This is a genomic window from Vibrio chanodichtyis (assembly GCF_028863985.1).
GTDB classification, from domain to species: Bacteria; Pseudomonadota; Gammaproteobacteria; order Enterobacterales; family Vibrionaceae; genus Vibrio; species Vibrio chanodichtyis.
The window spans coordinates 1-15,135 of sequence record NZ_JARBFT010000021.1; the positions used below are offsets into that span (position 1 = coordinate 1).

General features: G+C 46.8%; 17 protein-coding genes. 14 read left to right on the plus strand and 3 right to left on the minus strand.

Features of this window, described 5'->3' with window-relative positions; translation table 11 throughout:
• The 5 genes from PUN32_RS13355 to rplI all read left to right on the plus strand — a co-directional run.
• Positions 1–75 (plus strand): EF-Tu C-terminal domain-related protein (locus PUN32_RS13355; RefSeq protein WP_198556962.1); only part of this gene is annotated, 75 nt, incomplete at its 5' end.
• 271 nt (positions 76–346) lie between these two features.
• Positions 347–715, plus strand: coding sequence for a 30S ribosomal protein S6 (rpsF, locus tag PUN32_RS13360; RefSeq protein ID WP_001216670.1), 369 nt, complete (start codon positions 347–349; stop codon positions 713–715).
• A gap of 7 nt (positions 716–722) precedes the next feature.
• Positions 723–1,025: a primosomal replication protein N gene (gene priB, locus PUN32_RS13365; protein ID WP_166014989.1), complete on the plus strand. Its 303-nt coding sequence runs from the start codon at positions 723–725 to the stop codon at positions 1,023–1,025.
• A gap of 15 nt (positions 1,026–1,040) precedes the next feature.
• Complete coding sequence (gene rpsR, locus PUN32_RS13370; RefSeq protein WP_000090472.1) at positions 1,041–1,268, plus strand: 30S ribosomal protein S18; 228 nt, start codon at positions 1,041–1,043, stop codon at positions 1,266–1,268.
• A gap of 33 nt (positions 1,269–1,301) precedes the next feature.
• A complete protein-coding gene (gene rplI / locus PUN32_RS13375) occupies positions 1,302–1,751 on the plus strand; it encodes a 50S ribosomal protein L9 (protein WP_166013785.1) in 450 nt (149 codons plus the stop codon).
• A 52-nt stretch (positions 1,752–1,803) separates the two neighbouring features.
• On the opposite strand, the gene PUN32_RS13380 is transcribed toward rplI, so the two are convergent.
• On the minus strand, positions 1,804–2,565 hold the full coding sequence (locus PUN32_RS13380) for a DUF481 domain-containing protein (RefSeq protein WP_406708015.1): 762 nt from the start codon (positions 2,563–2,565) through the stop codon (positions 1,804–1,806).
• Between the two features lie 170 nt (positions 2,566–2,735).
• Here PUN32_RS13380 and PUN32_RS13385 point away from each other — a divergent pair, with 170 nt between their 5' ends.
• The 3 genes from PUN32_RS13385 to pgi all read left to right on the plus strand — a co-directional run bounded on the left by PUN32_RS13385 (position 2,736) and on the right by pgi (position 7,233).
• Entirely contained in the window at positions 2,736–4,142 is a 1,407-nt protein-coding gene (locus tag PUN32_RS13385; protein WP_274723651.1) for a replicative DNA helicase, read from the plus strand.
• 13 nt (positions 4,143–4,155) lie between these two features.
• Positions 4,156–5,241: an alanine racemase gene (gene alr / locus PUN32_RS13390; RefSeq protein ID WP_274723660.1), complete on the plus strand. Its 1,086-nt coding sequence runs from the start codon at positions 4,156–4,158 to the stop codon at positions 5,239–5,241.
• Positions 5,242–5,580: 339 nt separating this feature from the next.
• Positions 5,581–7,233 (plus strand): glucose-6-phosphate isomerase, encoded by a 1,653-nt coding sequence (gene pgi, locus PUN32_RS13395; protein ID WP_274723652.1) that lies wholly within the window; start codon positions 5,581–5,583, stop codon positions 7,231–7,233.
• A 150-nt stretch (positions 7,234–7,383) separates the two neighbouring features.
• Here the strand turns inward: pgi and PUN32_RS13400 are convergent, their stop codons facing one another.
• The gene (locus PUN32_RS13400) at positions 7,384–7,845 is read right to left on the minus strand and encodes a chemotaxis protein CheX (RefSeq protein WP_166013781.1); all 462 of its coding nucleotides are present in this window, start codon (positions 7,843–7,845) and stop codon (positions 7,384–7,386) included.
• Positions 7,846–7,854: 9 nt separating this feature from the next.
• Positions 7,855–8,319: a zinc uptake transcriptional repressor Zur gene (zur, locus tag PUN32_RS13405; protein ID WP_274723653.1), complete on the minus strand. Its 465-nt coding sequence runs from the start codon at positions 8,317–8,319 to the stop codon at positions 7,855–7,857.
• Positions 8,320–8,362: 43 nt separating this feature from the next.
• Here zur and PUN32_RS13410 point away from each other — a divergent pair, with 43 nt between their 5' ends.
• The 6 genes from PUN32_RS13410 (at position 8,363) to PUN32_RS13435 (ending at position 14,919) form a co-directional block, all read left to right on the plus strand.
• Positions 8,363–8,542 (plus strand): hypothetical protein, encoded by a 180-nt coding sequence (locus tag PUN32_RS13410; protein ID WP_274723654.1) that lies wholly within the window; start codon positions 8,363–8,365, stop codon positions 8,540–8,542.
• A 101-nt stretch (positions 8,543–8,643) separates the two neighbouring features.
• Entirely contained in the window at positions 8,644–9,627 is a 984-nt protein-coding gene (dusA, locus tag PUN32_RS13415) for a tRNA dihydrouridine(20/20a) synthase DusA (protein ID WP_274723655.1), read from the plus strand.
• A gap of 120 nt (positions 9,628–9,747) precedes the next feature.
• A complete protein-coding gene (locus PUN32_RS13420) occupies positions 9,748–10,413 on the plus strand; it encodes a TIGR04219 family outer membrane beta-barrel protein (RefSeq protein ID WP_274723656.1) in 666 nt (221 codons plus the stop codon).
• A gap of 201 nt (positions 10,414–10,614) precedes the next feature.
• A complete protein-coding gene (locus PUN32_RS13425) occupies positions 10,615–12,432 on the plus strand; it encodes an assimilatory sulfite reductase (NADPH) flavoprotein subunit (RefSeq protein WP_274723657.1) in 1,818 nt (605 codons plus the stop codon).
• On the plus strand, positions 12,432–14,165 hold the full coding sequence (gene cysI, locus PUN32_RS13430; protein ID WP_274723658.1) for an assimilatory sulfite reductase (NADPH) hemoprotein subunit: 1,734 nt from the start codon (positions 12,432–12,434) through the stop codon (positions 14,163–14,165). The genes PUN32_RS13425 and cysI overlap by 1 nt, the downstream gene beginning before the upstream one ends.
• Complete coding sequence (locus tag PUN32_RS13435; RefSeq protein ID WP_274723659.1) at positions 14,158–14,919, plus strand: phosphoadenylyl-sulfate reductase; 762 nt, start codon at positions 14,158–14,160, stop codon at positions 14,917–14,919. The genes cysI and PUN32_RS13435 overlap by 8 nt, the downstream gene beginning before the upstream one ends.
• Positions 14,920–15,135: the final 216 nt, after the last annotated feature.

Consider the following 15,135-nt stretch of genomic DNA (forward strand, 5'->3'; position numbering starts at 1 on the left):
GAAGGTCTACGCTTTGCGATCCGTGAAGGCGGTCGTACAGTAGGTGCTGGTGTTGTAGCGAAGATCATCGCTTAATTGCGTTAATCTTGCCGCGCAATGCTGCATCGAAAAAGGGGAGCTTCGGCTGCCCTTTTTCATTTTTTGTGGTAACCATTTTATCGTTCACTCCTCCCGAATTTACGGATTGCATCACACCATCAAAACCACACATCAATTCCCTTGCTAAAGCTGCTTTCTTTCTGTACTATTCTCGCTCCTTAATTCTCGGTCAATTATCATTAGTTCCTTGCTTCCTCTGGATGACCGGGCCAACTCTGGAAGCTGAATAATCCGTAAGGAGCAAATAATGCGTCATTACGAAATCGTATTCATGGTGCACCCAGATCAAAGCGAGCAAGTTGCTGGCATGATCGAACGTTACACTGGTTCAATCACTGAAGCGGGCGGTAAAATCCACCGTTTAGAAGATTGGGGTCGTCGTCAACTGGCTTACCCAATCAACAAACTGCACAAAGCTCACTACGTTCTGATGAACGTTGAAGCTGACCAAGCAGTGGTTGATGAACTAGAAACTGCTTTCCGTTTCAACGATGCAGTTCTACGTAACATGATCATGCGTACTAAAGCTGCTATCACTGAACCTTCAATCATGCTGAAAGCTCGTGAAGAGCGTGTAAAGCGTGACGAAGTGAAATTCGACGCAGACGTTGAGTAATGATTCGCTGACCAATCGAATCGAGTTAAGTGGCATTGTCGCAAAAGCTCCGGTTCGAAGCCAAAGCCCATCGGGTGTTAAACATTGCCATTTTTGGCTAGAGCATCGCTCTACGATGGTTGAAGCTAACCTCCCAAGACAAGTGTTTTGTCGCTTGGCGGTGGTGGTCAGTGAGGCAGGGTCAACAACATTAACTCAAAATTTAGTACAAGGCAGTAGCATTTTGGTAAGCGGTTTTTTAGCTTACCAAACCAGCCGAAATGGCGTAGGTAAATTAGTGCTGCATGCCGACAAAATTTCTCATATATAGATCAGGAGATAGCCCATGGCTCGTTTCTTCCGTCGTCGTAAATTCTGCCGTTTTACAGCAGAAGGCGTACAAGAGATTGATTACAAAGACGTAGCAACTCTCAAGAACTACATCACTGAAGCTGGTAAAATCGTTCCTAGCCGTATCACTGGCACAAGCGCTAAATATCAGCGTCAGCTAGCTCGTGCGATCAAACGTTCTCGCTACCTAGCTCTACTGCCATACACTGACAAACATCAGTAATCGGCACCGTTTATTAAGAAAGAGGATTAAGCAATGCAAGTTATTCTACTTGATAAAATCGGTAATCTAGGCAGCCTTGGCGATACTGTAAACGTTAAATCTGGTTACGCTCGTAACTTCCTTATCCCACAAGGTAAGGCAGTAATGGCAACTAAAGCTAACGTTGCAATGTTTGAAAGCCGTCGTGCAGAGTTAGAAGCAAAAGTTGCTGAGCAACTGACTGCTGCTCAAGCTCGTGCTGACCAAGTTAACGCTCTGGAAGCAGTGGTAATTGCTTCTAAAGCTGGTGACGAAGGTAAACTGTTCGGTTCTATCGGTACTCGTGATATCGCTGATGCAATCACTGCAGCTGGCGTTAAAGTATCTAAGAGCGAAGTTCGCCTGCCTGAAGGCGCTCTGCGCAATGTTGGCGAATTCGAAGTTAGCGTTCAACTTCACTCTGAAGTGTTTGCAACTGCGAAAGTTCAAGTTGTTGCTGAGTAATTTCAGTTATTGACGAATATGAAAACACCAGCTTCGGCTGGTGTTTTTTTGCTTAAAATTGGAAACGTAGATTAACCGAAAATACGCTGTCCTCTTTACTCAATCCCTCTGGTACGCGGTTGTGAAATTGGCGGGACTGGCGAATTTTCAATGCGATATTGTCGGTGATTTTATTGGTGACACTCAGATCGCTATCGACGCTGGTGTTACTCCCTCCTGATACCATAGTCAATTCTGCCGCGAAGCATAAATTGGCTAATGCTTGCCATTCACTTTTCAAATTACCACGAAAAATCCCTTCATTGACTTGATCGGGGAACACGATATCGTTTTTATCAATCTCATCTTGGTTGGGTTTTTGATAGCGGAAACCGGGGCCGACTTCTACCTCTAGTGTAAAATCTTCTGTATAAACAAATTGATAACCGAGACCAGCCGAGAGCGTGTAGTCTTTGAAATAAGCACTATAACGTGAATCAGTGCCATAGAAGCTGGCGTATAAATAGGTTTTCGGACCCAGTTTATAGTCGGTTTGTAACGCATAAGTGGATTGGTGCTTATTGGCTTTACCATTTTTATCCAGCTTATAAAATTTCCATTCGCCATAGGTACGATGACGGCCTGAGGTATACTCCGATTTCACCCGAGAAGTTAATGATTGTGAATCGGTGTTGCCTGTATGGGCTTGATAGCCAAATTCAACATGGTGACTCCAAGGGGAGGGCAGTCTGATATCGCTGTTTGATTTAGCTGGCTCGGCGAGCGCAGGAAAGCAGAGTGCGAGACTCGTCCAAGTTAACCATTTGGGGAACACGATCACCTCTTCTACGTTTAGGGTGGTGGCATAGTAAAAACTCATGGTTGAGTTTGAGTCAACTCAAGGTCAATTCTGAACACTCGATACACAAACTTTCTTTGCCTTAATTACAAATCATGGATTCTCGTTATAATGACGGACATTCAAAAGTTACTTAAAGCGAAGTCATGGCAGATCCACGTACTGATAAACGAAACCGTAAAACTTCTGATGCACAAGTCGATGCTATCAAAGTTCCTCCCCATTCGTTAGAGGCAGAGCAATCCGTCATTGGTGGTTTGCTGTTGGATAATGAGCGTTGGGATACGGTCTCTGAGCATGTGGTGACGCAGGATTTCTATAGTCGTCCACATCGTCTGATTTTTGATGGGGTGAAATCGATCCTCGAGGCAAGCAAGCCGCTGGATTTAATCACGTTATCGGAATATCTAGAGCAACGCGAGCAATTAGAAGATGTCGGCGGTTTTGCTTATCTTGCCGATTTAGCCAAAAATACCCCAAGTGCGGCCAATATTAATGCTTATGCAGAAATTGTCGCTCAGCGTGCGCTGGTGCGCAATCTGATTGGGGTTGCCAATGAAATTGCCGATGCGGGTTACGATCCACAGGGACGCAACGCTGAAGATCTCCTCGATCTCGCCGAAAGTAAAGTGTTTGCGATTGCTGAAGCGCGTACCAGTGAAAATGAAGGCCCGAAAAATGTCGATAGCATTTTAGAGCGCACCTTAGAGCGGATTGAGCTGCTGTATAAAATGCCACAGGATGGTGTGACTGGGGTGAATACCGGTTTTACTGATCTGAATAAGAAAACCGCTGGTTTACAAGGCTCGGATCTGGTGATTGTCGCTGCGCGTCCCTCAATGGGGAAAACCACTTTTGCGATGAACTTGTGTGAAAACGCCGCTATGGAGCAAGATAAGCCAGTGCTGATCTTCTCGCTGGAGATGCCAGCGGAGCAGATCATGATGCGGATGTTGGCTTCACTGTCGCGCGTCGATCAAACCAAAATTCGTACCGGTCAGCTCGATGATGAAGATTGGGCTCGTATCTCGTCGACCATGGGTATTCTCATGGAGAAGAAGAATATGTACATTGACGACAGTTCTGGTTTGACTCCCACTGAAGTGCGTTCACGCGCGCGGCGTGTTGCTCGTGAACATGGTGGTTTATCGCTGATCATGGTCGACTATTTACAATTAATGCGTGTCCCTGCGTTAACTGATAACCGGACGCTGGAAATTGCCGAAATTTCTCGCTCACTGAAGGCATTAGCGAAAGAATTGAATGTACCTGTGGTGGCACTCTCGCAGCTCAACCGTTCTTTGGAGCAACGGGCCGATAAACGCCCAGTTAACTCAGATTTACGTGAATCAGGTTCGATTGAGCAGGATGCCGATTTGATCATGTTTATCTATCGTGATGAGGTTTACCATCCTGATAGCCCATTAAAAGGCACTGCAGAAATCATTCTCGGTAAGCAGCGTAATGGCCCGATAGGCTCGGTGCGCCTTACTTTCCAAGGACAATATTCTCGCTTCGACAACTATGCTGGACCTGCATTTGACGATGAATAATTCAATGAACTACATGAAGGCGGCCACGGCCTATATCAATCTTGATGCGTTGCTGCACAATTTACAGCGTGTTAAGCAGCAAGCCCCAACCAGTAAAATTATGGCGGTGGTTAAAGCCAATGGTTATGGTCATGGCTTGCGCCAGATTGCGCGATTTGCCTTAGGGGCCGATGCGTTTGGGGTGGCTCGGATTGAAGAGGCCTTACAACTGCGCGCCAGTGGTGTGGTTAAACCGATCTTGTTACTTGAGGGTTTTTATTCATCCGGTGATTTACCCGTATTGGTTACCAACAATATTCAAACCGTGGTGCATTGCGAAGAGCAGCTACAAGCCTTGGAACAAGCTCAGCTCGAAACACCGGTGATGGTGTGGCTAAAGATTGATAGTGGCATGCATCGTTTAGGGGTTCGTCCTGAGCAATATGCGGATTTTGTCGCTCGTTTGCATCAGTGCCAGAACGTCGCTAAGCCCTTACGCTATATGAGCCATTTCGGTTGTGCGGATGAGTTAGATCAATCGACCACTGCCGACCAAATTGAGCTGTTTTTAGCGCTTACCAATGGTTTCCGTGGCGAGCGATCACTGGCTGCCTCAGCTGGATTGCTTGCTTGGCCACAAAGTCAACTGGAATGGGTGAGGCCGGGAATCATCATGTACGGTGTGTCGCCTTTTGCGGAAAAGAGCGCTGCTGAGCTTGGCTATCAGCCAGTGATGACTTTAAAGTCACATTTGATTGCTGTTCGTGATGTCAAAGCGGGTGAAAAAGTGGGCTATGGTGGGATTTGGACCTGTCAGAATGATACCAAAATCGGAGTGATTGCGATTGGTTATGGTGATGGTTATCCACGTACCGCGCCCAATGGTACCCCGGTGGTGGTTAATGGTCGCCGAGTACCGCTTGCTGGGCGAGTTTCGATGGATATGTTAACCGTTGATTTAGGTGCGGATGCCACCGATTGTGTTGGCGATGAAGCGATACTATGGGGCAACGAATTGCCAGTTGAAGAAGTGGCGGCGCATATTGGTACCTTGGGTTATGAGTTGGTGACCAAGCTGACTTCGCGGGTAGAAATGTCTTATTTTGGTGCTGGCAGTTAGTGGCCGTTTTCAGCTTAGCGAGCTAGCCGAGTGAAGGCTTACCGACAGTGACTGAGTGTCTGTGAGTAAAGCGTATTGGCAAGGTATCCGTTTAAGGGTAAGGTGAGCAAAGCACAGCACCAGATAAAAATGAGCCATGGTCAGTGGTTACGTGACCTATCGCAAAGTGGGTGGCGATCACTTCACTCATAATCAGGCTCAAAAATAAATGCGCTATGATTCCTAAACGAAAAACGCATTTTTAACCTATTCTTTTTTTGCTTAAATCGGGGATTCCAGCGGTAGAGTGAAACCTGCCGTTCGATGGAATAAAACCACAGAAACATCGGGATAGATGCCATGTTGAAAAATATCAATCCAACGCAAACTCAAGCTTGGAAAGCGCTGACCGCGCATTTTGAATCCGCTCAGGATATGGACCTCAAAGCACTTTTTGCGCAAGACAGTGAGCGTTTTGCCAAATATTCAGCCTGCTTTGGTAACGATATTCTGGTCGACTATTCGAAGAACCTTGTCAATGCGGAAACCATGCAACACCTGTTTGCATTGGCCAAGCAAACCGATCTGCAGTCAGCCATTACCGCGATGTTTAAAGGTGAAGCGATCAACCAAACTGAAGATCGTGCGGTATTGCACACGGCACTGCGTAATCGCAGCAACTCTCCTGTGCTGGTGAACGGTGAAGATGTGATGCCAGCCGTTAATGCGGTGTTGGCTAAGATGAAAGCGTTCTCTGAGCGTGTGATTGGTGGCGATTGGAAAGGCTTTACCGGTAAAGCGATCACTGATGTGGTGAATATTGGTATCGGTGGTTCAGATTTAGGGCCTTACATGGTGACAGAGGCACTGGTGCCTTATAAGAATCATTTGACCATGCATTTTGTGTCTAACGTTGATGGCACACACATGGCGGAAACCCTGAAAAAAGTCGATCCAGAAACCACGCTATTTTTGGTCGCGTCAAAAACGTTTACCACTCAAGAAACTATGACCAATGCGCACACCGCGCGTGACTGGTTCTTGCAAGCGGCGGGCGATCAAGCCCACGTGGCAAAACACTTTGCGGCCCTGTCGACCAATGGTAAAGCGGTGGCTGAATTTGGCATCGATACTGACAATATGTTCGAATTCTGGGATTGGGTTGGTGGCCGTTATTCACTATGGTCAGCGATTGGTTTATCGATCGTGCTATCGATTGGTTACGATAATTTCATTGAGTTGCTGACTGGCGCTCATGAGATCGATCAGCATTTTGTCAATACTCCATTCGAAAGTAACATCCCGGTTATTCTGGCCTTGATCGGCATTTGGTATAACAACTTCCACGGTGCCGAGTCAGAAGCGATTCTGCCTTACGATCAATATCTGCACCGTTTTGCTGCCTACTTCCAACAAGGCAACATGGAATCAAATGGTAAATACGTTGACCGTGATGGCAATCCAGTGACATACCAAACGGGTCCAATCATTTGGGGTGAGCCAGGAACTAATGGTCAGCACGCTTTCTACCAACTGATCCATCAAGGTACTAAGCTGATCCCATGTGATTTCATCGCACCAGCGCTAAGCCATAATCCGGTAAGTGATCACCACCAAAAACTGATGTCCAATTTCTTTGCGCAAACTGAAGCGCTGGCATTTGGTAAGTCAGCACAAGCGGTACAAGCAGAACTGGAAAACAGCGGTAAATCGGCGGCTGAAATTGCGGCCTTGGTTCCGTTCAAAGTGTTTGAAGGTAACCGTCCAACCAACTCGATTCTGGTTAAACAGATCACACCTCGCACTTTAGGTAATCTGATTGCGATGTACGAACACAAAATCTTCGTACAAGGGGTGATTTTGAATATCTTCAGTTTTGATCAATGGGGTGTTGAGCTGGGTAAACAGTTGGCAAACCAGATCCTGCCAGAGCTGACCGACAATACTGCCGTCGCTTCCCATGACAGTTCTACCAACGGATTGATCAATGCATTTAAAGCGTTTCGTGCTTAAGATCGCGAATTAAATATTGATTAATGTTAAGGCCTTAGTTTGTGACTAAGGCCTTTTTATTGGAAGTCGCGATCGTTATCTGGTGCGTAGTACGTACTGCGTAATTGCTATGTTCGATAGGCTATTTTGAGTCATCCGTTCACGTTTTAATTATTCGAAACAGATCTCAATAAACGCATTACCCCAAGGTGAAGAAAAGGGCATCAGAATGATTGAACCCTCGCATTGATGGCAGATGGTATGGCCTCGGCCTGAAACCACCACCGGTGTTGCCATATCAAACTCAAAGCCGCTTTCAGCTAAAATTCGCTTGGCTCCACCCGTTACCATATTGGTGATTTCACCCACCATATCGGTCACCTCTTCATTGATACCATTTGGCCGTTCACCGAGCATATTGTGCATGATTTCCAGTGCCAGGCTTTCATCAAAGGTGATCGACATCGATCCACGGGTAGTTGGACCGATCATGCCGATCAGGCCCGAGACATCACCACGAGCAATTTCATCTTTCTTGATCCGTGGTTTTTGTGGCTTCAACTCAAGAGAGGCCATTGTTTTTAGCACATTCATTAAAGATGCTAAAAACGGGTTTACAAATTCAGCGCGCATAACTTTCTTCTACTGTGACTGATTTTCTTTTGAGAGACAGTTTTGACAAACTCCATGTGATTCGATGACATGGTTGCTTATTTTAAAACCGTGTTTCTCTGCATTATTCGCTAGCAAGGCGACTAGAGTATCATCTCGAGACTCAATCACGTTACCACACTGGTCACAAATCAATAGATGTGAAAAATGCTTATGGGCGTTACATGAACCGCAAGAAATAAAGCTATTGGTGGACTCTACTCGGTGAATAAATCCCTGGGCGAGCAAAAAATCCAATGCCCGATATACCGTTGGTGGTTTAGCTTGTGGCTCACTTTTCTTGAGATCTTCCAGTAGCTCATAGGCGCTGGATGAGCGTTTGCTGGCACAGATCAATTCAAACACGGTTTTCCGCTGTGCAGTCAAACGAACGCCTCTTGCGGCACATATTTCTTCAATTTGTTTGGTTAGCTTGTGCTCCAAAACCATCACCATTACTGTTGTGCGTTAGTCATTATGTACTCGATCGAGACGAAGCATGTTGAGCGGAAAAATAGCGGTTATACAAAATAAAGCGCTCAATCAACTCATCTTGTTGAATAGACGTAAATTACCCTATCTGGATAAAAAACGATACTGTAATCCCAGATTGATGGCGGTAAAGACAGTGTTGCTTATTGCCGATCTGGCAGTGAATGATGCTGGGTTGATTGTTTGAACAAGGCTTGGCACTTAGCCTAAGATACGATTAAAATGCCGGACTTTGATTTTTTGCCACCGTGCGGTGGTTATTTCTGACCGAAATGGGGACGTTCACCTATGACTCACTCATGCAGGCTCTCAGTTGCTCCGATGCTCGATTGGACCGATCGCCACTGCCGTTATTTCCATCGTTTGCTCTCTGCGCAAACCTTGCTGTACACCGAAATGGTGACGACGGGGGCGATCATTCATGGCCGTGGCGATTTTTTGGCTTATAACCAAGAAGAACATCCGGTAGCGCTGCAGTTTGGTGGCTCGAATCCACAAGATTTAGCGCAGTGTGCCAAGCTTGCCCAACAGCGTGGTTATGATGAAATTAACCTCAATGTTGGTTGTCCGTCTGATCGAGTGCAAAATGGTCGCTTTGGTGCCTGTTTGATGGCCGATCCGGATTTAGTTGCGGAATGTGTCGCTGCCATGCGTGCGGTGGTGGATATTCCAGTCACCGTCAAAACTCGAATCGGCATTGATGAGCAAGACTCGTATGAGTTTTTAACCCAATTTATTGCGACGGTGGCTGAAAAAGGTGGCTGTGAGCAGTTTACTATTCATGCGCGCAAAGCGTGGTTGAGTGGTTTAAGCCCCAAAGAGAACCGCGAAATTCCACCATTGGATTATTCGAGAGCGTATCAAATCAAACGTGATTTCCCACATTTGACGATTGCGGTGAATGGTGGGGTGAAAACCTTAGCGGAAGCACAGCAGCATCTGCAGTATTTAGATGGGGTTATGATCGGTCGTGAGGCGTATCAAAATCCGTATATTTTAGCTGAAGTGGATCAGCAGATTTTTGGTCTGGACACGCCAGTTAAAAAATGCTCACAAGTGATCCATGAAATGATGCCTTATATTGAGCAACAATTATCCCAAGGTACTCATCTTGGCCATATGACGCGTCATATGTTGGGGCTGTTTCAGAACATGCCGGGTGCGCGTCAGTGGCGACGTCATATCAGTGAGAATGCTCATAAGCCCGGGGCTGGATTAGAGGTCGTTGAGCAAGCGTTGGCGAAAATTCCATACCAAGAATTGGGCGTATAAAAACGTTTGATGGCAAACGATGTTCTTTTTTCGGCAGCCGTTTGGTTTGTGTTACCATCGCCAACCTTAACGATCTTTTAGCTTGATTATCTTTAACTGAAACATAACGGAGCATCGCTCATGAACCACACTGCATCGGTAGCGCTCGTCACGGGATTGATGATTGCGCCCATTTCGGCCTTTGCTGCTGACTCTTTCTATAAGACTTCAGTAGGCGCAGAGATGTGGCTAACCAGTACAAAAATTGATGATACTCGCCGTGATGATGCGAACGCGCCAAGTCTGCAGATTGCGTTTGAGCATGGTTTTCCATACTGGCCGAATGTCAGTTTACGTTATACCAACTTGGAGGCGGATTTCGTTGCTTTCGATAAGTTGGATTACACTTTCTACTATCGAGTGTTAAATCGCGAGCAGATGAAGTTTGATGCGGGTATTACGCTCAGCCAATATACCAACAGCGATTATCGCGCGCCGGATGTTCATCGTTACGATTTCGATCAAGTGAGTTTTAACTGGTACGCTAATGCGCAAATCGCGATTCCGCGCACGCCACTCGCGGTGATTGGTCAATTTGATTTTGGTAATAATAGTGATCTTAAATCCGCTGATGTGATGGCTGGATTACAGTACCAAGTGCCGATTGCGGCTGGCGATTTAGCCTTCAAAGCCGGCTATCGTGTGGTTGACCTTGAGTTTACTGAATTGGCCAAATCATCGGCCAATATGTCAGAATCGTTGGTGTTTGTGGATGGCTGGTTCCTCGGTGCGCAATTCAGTTTCTAATCAACACTAGAATAATTTGCCCGCTAATCTATAGTAAATGAGCCTTTCAACGGCTCATTTTTGCTGTTTACTCTCCTTCATTTTCAACCCTCCCTGCGATTTTTTAAGCCAAAAAGTTATAAAGCATTCATATCGATTCTTTCTTGTTATTAAAAACAGTGATTACTCTGTCGTCATATAATCAACAAGGAAGTGGTGACAATGTCGGTAGCCAATCTCTCTCCATCCCTTAAAGGGCTCGCGAGTCCGTTAAATGACTCACAACTCAATCAACTCCAACAAAGCGTGACCCAACTGAACTCTCAGCAATTAGCGTGGGTAAGCGGTTATTTGTGGGGATTGAGCCAATCCAATCCGCTTGATACGCGACCAATGTCTGCTGCGCCGACGACTCCGGTTGCAGTAGCGGCTAAGCTGACGATCATCTTTGCTTCGCAGACGGGGAATGCAAAAGGCGTTGCTCAAGCGCTGTTGAAACAGGCGCAAGCCGCAGGTATCCAAGCCGAGTTATTTGACGCGGGCGATTACAAAGGCAAAGACTTAGCCAAGGAAACCCATGTGATTGTGGTCGCCTCCACCAATGGGGAAGGCGAAGCTCCGGATAATGCACTAGCACTGCATGAGTTTCTCAAATCGAAAAAAGCGCCCAAGCTGGCTAATCTTAAATATGCGGTATTAGGACTGGGTGATTCGAGTTATCAGTTTTTCTGCCAAACCGGTAAAGATTTTGATCAGTTTTTAGCAAAACTGGGTGCACAACGTTTGGTTGAGCGCTTGGATGCGGATGTGGATTATCAGGCCGTGGCGACACAGTGGTGTACTCAAGTTATTGCTGTTTTGCAGCAAGAAGGCTCTGCCGTGCCCGCCGAGAGGTCTAGTGCCGCCACGAGCCAAGTAGCCACGCATGATTACACCAAACAACATCCTTATCCGGCCAGTTTGTTGACCAGCCAAAAAATCACCGGTCGTGATTCGAACAAAGAAGTCCGTCATATTGAAATTGATTTGGCCGATTCAGGCATCACTTATCAACCGGGAGATGCGTTAGGCGTGTGGTATGAGAACCGTCCCCAACTGGTGAATGCACTGCTTGATAGCGTAGGGTTGTCTGGCCATGAACCCGTACAAGTGGACGGCGAAACGATGTCACTCCACTTAGCATTGACTCGGCATTATGAAATTACCGCCGCCAATCCGCAGTTGGTGGCGCAATATGCCGAGTTGGCGCAGAGTCCAAAGCTTCAATCTTTAACTCAAAATAAAGAGGCGCTGCGTGAATACGCGACTCGCACACAAGTGATTGATGTGTTGCGCGAAGAAAAAGTCACACTTTCTGCTACTCAGTTTCTCTCACTGCTGCGTCGTTTAACCCCACGGCTTTATTCGATTGCATCTAGCCAAAGTGAAGTGGGTGAAGAAGTGCATCTCACGGTTGGGGTGGTTGAGTATGAGCATGGGGGAGAGCTGCGTTTTGGTGGCGCATCCAGTTTCTTAGCGCATCAGTTAGAAGAGGGGGCGGCAGTGAAAGTCTTCGTGGAACACAATAACCACTTCAAGCTGCCGAGTGATGATCATGCGCCGCTGATCATGGTGGGGCCGGGGACGGGGATTGCGCCTTTTCGCAGTTTTATTCAAGAACGCGAAAGCCGTGGTGCAGCAGGGAAAAACTGGTTGCTGTTTGGCGATCGTACCTTTACCCAAGATTTTTTGTACCAAGTGGAGTGGCAAAAATACCTCAAATCTGGGGTGCTGAATCGGTTAGATGTCGCTTTTAGCCGTGATCAGCCGGAAAAAGTCTATGTACAGCATCGCTTATTAGAACAAGCTGAGCTGGTATGGCAATGGTTACAAGAAGGTGCTTACTTCTACGTGTGTGGTGACGCATCACGGATGGCGAAAGATGTCCACCAAACGCTGATCATTATTGTTGAGCAGCAAGGTGGCTTGAGCCGTGAGCAAGCGGAAGAGTATGTCAGTGAACTGCGTAAAGCAAAACGTTATCAAAGGGATGTCTACTAATGAGCGCAAATCAAAACCCATCAGTACAAGAGGTGCTTGGCGAAGTGCTCGGCCCATGGTCGGATAATGAACGTCTAAAACGAGAAAGTCATTTCCTACGCGGGACGATCGAGCAAGATCTGCAAGATCGCATTACGGGCGGCTTTAGCGCGGACAACTTCCAGCTCATCCGTTTTCATGGCATGTATCAGCAAGATGATCGTGATATTCGCGTTGAGCGTAGTAAGCAAAAACTTGAACCTTTGCATAATGTGATGCTCCGGGCGCGGATGCCGGGCGGTATTATTACCCCTAAACAGTGGTTAGCGATTGATCAATTTGCCAGCGAACAGACGATGTATGGCAGCATTCGCTTAACTACGCGGCAAACTTTCCAGTTTCATGGTGTGCTCAAACCGAATATCAAATTGATGCACCAAACCTTGCATAGTATTGGTATTGATTCGATTGCCACCGCTGGGGATGTCAATCGTAACGTATTGTGCACCTCTAACCCAGTGGAGTCTGAACTGCATCAACAAGCCTATGAGTGGGCGAAAAAGATCAGTGAGCATCTACTGCCGAAAACCCGCGCTTATGCTGAAATTTGGTTGGATGGTGAAAAAGTTGAAGGGCCGGATGAAGAGCCGATCTTAGGTGCAAATTATCTACCGCGTAAGTTTAAAACCACTGTTGTGATCCCACCACACAATGATGTGGATGTGCACGCCAATGACCTGAATTTTGTGGCGATTGGTGAACAGGGTCAGCTGGTGGGCTTTAACGTGCTGGTGGGTGGCGGCCTTGCCATGACACACGGCGATACTTCAACCTATCCGCGTCGTGCTGATGACTTTGGTTTTATTCCTCTGGAGAAAACGTTGGAGGTGGCGGCGGCGGTGGTTAGTACGCAACGCGATTGGGGTAACCGTTCTAACCGTAAAAATGCCAAAACCAAGTACACCTTAGATCGTGTCGGGGTTGAGGTATTTAAAGCCGAAGTTGAAAAACGCGCGGGAATTGCGTTTGCGCCAAGCCGCGCTTACGAGTTTACCAGTCGTGGCGATCGGATTGGTTGGGTGGCGGGCATCGATGGTAAACATCATTTAACCCTGTTTATTGAGAATGGTCGTTTGTTGGATTTTCCGGGTAAGCCACTGAAAACCGGTGTAGCGGAAATAGCGAGGGTGCATCAAGGCGATTTTCGCATGACCGCTAACCAAAACTTGATAGTGGCTGGTGTGGCAGCGGATCAGAAAGCGCTGATTGAACAGATCGCTCGTCGTCATGGCTTGATCGACGATGGGGTCAGTGAGCAGCGCATTCATTCTATGGCGTGTGTGTCTTTCCCTACCTGTCCGCTGGCTATGGCTGAGGCCGAACGTTTTCTTCCCTCTTTTGTTACCGAAGTGGAAGGGATTTTGGCGAAACACGCGTTACCCAAAGAAGAGAAGATTATTTTGCGTGTCACGGGCTGTCCGAATGGCTGTGGTCGTGCCATGTTGGCGGAAATTGGCCTAGTCGGTAAAGCTCCGGGGCGCTACAACCTGCACTTAGGCGGCAATCGAAATGGAACGCGCATTCCTAAGATGTATAAAGAGAACATTACCGACGTACAAATTCTTCAGGAAATTGATGAGTTGGTGGGACGTTGGGCTCGCGAGCGTCTTGATGGGGAAGGATTTGGTGATTTCACCATCCGCGCCGGAATTATCGCAGAGGTGATCATCTCGAAGAGGGATTTCTATGCCTAACTATACCGTTCCAACCCTGGAAGAGTTACTGACGTTAAATAAGGTGCAGCAAACGCTGCGCCTAACGCAAATCAATCAGGATTTAGAATCCCTAACCGCGCAACAGCGAGTCGTATGGGCACTAGACAATCTGCAAGGTAACTATGCGTTGTCATCAAGCTTTGGTATTCAAGCCGCAGTCATGCTGCATCTGCTGACCACAGTGAAAAGTGACATTCCTGTGGTCGTGACTGATACGGGGTATTTATTTGCCGAAACCTATCAGTTTATTGATCAGCTTACCGAACGCCTCAAACTGAACCTAAAAGTTTACTCCGCACCAATATCTGGCGCTTGGCAGGAAGCGCGTTACGGTAAATTGTGGCAGCAAGGCGTTGAAGGTATCGAGCGCTACAATCAGATCAATAAAGTCGAACCGATGCGCAGAGCGTTGGATGAACTTAACATAGGGACGTGGTTCTCAGGTTTACGCCGTGCGCAGTCACAGTCACGAGCAAGTCTACCGATCCTATCGGTACAAAATGGTGTATTTAAATTCCTGCCTGTGATCGATTGGACCAATAAAGAGGTGCACTATTATCTCAAGGATAATGATCTGCCTTACCATCCACTTTGGGACCAAGGTTATCTTTCGGTTGGCGATACACACACTACACAGAAATGGCAACCGGGGATGAGTGAAGAGCAAACTCGCTTCTTTGGTTTAAAGCGTGAGTGTGGTTTACACGAAGATAGCCACGATTCAAACCTATAGTAGGAGAGCAGATTAAGGTCGCGAATCAATTCAGAAAGACAATGGGGAGGTAACTCTACGTTTTATATCTCAGAAAAGCCCATGTTTGTGGATAACTTGTGTTTAATCTATGAGTAAAGTGGGATAAATAAGCCTTTGTGCGTAAGTTAAGCGCTTGAGCGTTATTTTTGTATTTTTTCTCAAAAAACACTTGCCAGTGTGAAGTTGATCTCTATA

What these genes read in the sequence shown, in the direction of transcription:
- rpsF (WP_001216670.1), top strand. Translation starts at nt 347, where the DNA reads ATGCGTCATTACGAAATCGTATTCATGGTGCACCCAGATCAAAGCGAG.
- rpsR (WP_000090472.1), top strand. Translation starts at nt 1,041, where the DNA reads ATGGCTCGTTTCTTCCGTCGTCGTAAATTCTGCCGTTTTACAGCAGAA.
- rplI (WP_166013785.1), top strand. Translation starts at nt 1,302, where the DNA reads ATGCAAGTTATTCTACTTGATAAAATCGGTAATCTAGGCAGCCTTGGC.
- PUN32_RS13385 (WP_274723651.1), top strand. Translation starts at nt 2,736, where the DNA reads ATGGCAGATCCACGTACTGATAAACGAAACCGTAAAACTTCTGATGCA.
- alr (WP_274723660.1), top strand. Translation starts at nt 4,156, where the DNA reads ATGAAGGCGGCCACGGCCTATATCAATCTTGATGCGTTGCTGCACAAT.
- pgi (WP_274723652.1), top strand. Translation starts at nt 5,581, where the DNA reads ATGTTGAAAAATATCAATCCAACGCAAACTCAAGCTTGGAAAGCGCTG.
- PUN32_RS13400 (WP_166013781.1), bottom strand. Translation starts at nt 7,845, where the DNA reads ATGCGCGCTGAATTTGTAAACCCGTTTTTAGCATCTTTAATGAATGTG.
- zur (WP_274723653.1), bottom strand. Translation starts at nt 8,319, where the DNA reads ATGGTGATGGTTTTGGAGCACAAGCTAACCAAACAAATTGAAGAAATA.
- PUN32_RS13410 (WP_274723654.1), top strand. Translation starts at nt 8,363, where the DNA reads ATGTTGAGCGGAAAAATAGCGGTTATACAAAATAAAGCGCTCAATCAA.
- dusA (WP_274723655.1), top strand. Translation starts at nt 8,644, where the DNA reads ATGACTCACTCATGCAGGCTCTCAGTTGCTCCGATGCTCGATTGGACC.
- PUN32_RS13420 (WP_274723656.1), top strand. Translation starts at nt 9,748, where the DNA reads ATGAACCACACTGCATCGGTAGCGCTCGTCACGGGATTGATGATTGCG.
- PUN32_RS13425 (WP_274723657.1), top strand. Translation starts at nt 10,615, where the DNA reads ATGTCGGTAGCCAATCTCTCTCCATCCCTTAAAGGGCTCGCGAGTCCG.
- cysI (WP_274723658.1), top strand. Translation starts at nt 12,432, where the DNA reads ATGAGCGCAAATCAAAACCCATCAGTACAAGAGGTGCTTGGCGAAGTG.
- PUN32_RS13435 (WP_274723659.1), top strand. Translation starts at nt 14,158, where the DNA reads ATGCCTAACTATACCGTTCCAACCCTGGAAGAGTTACTGACGTTAAAT.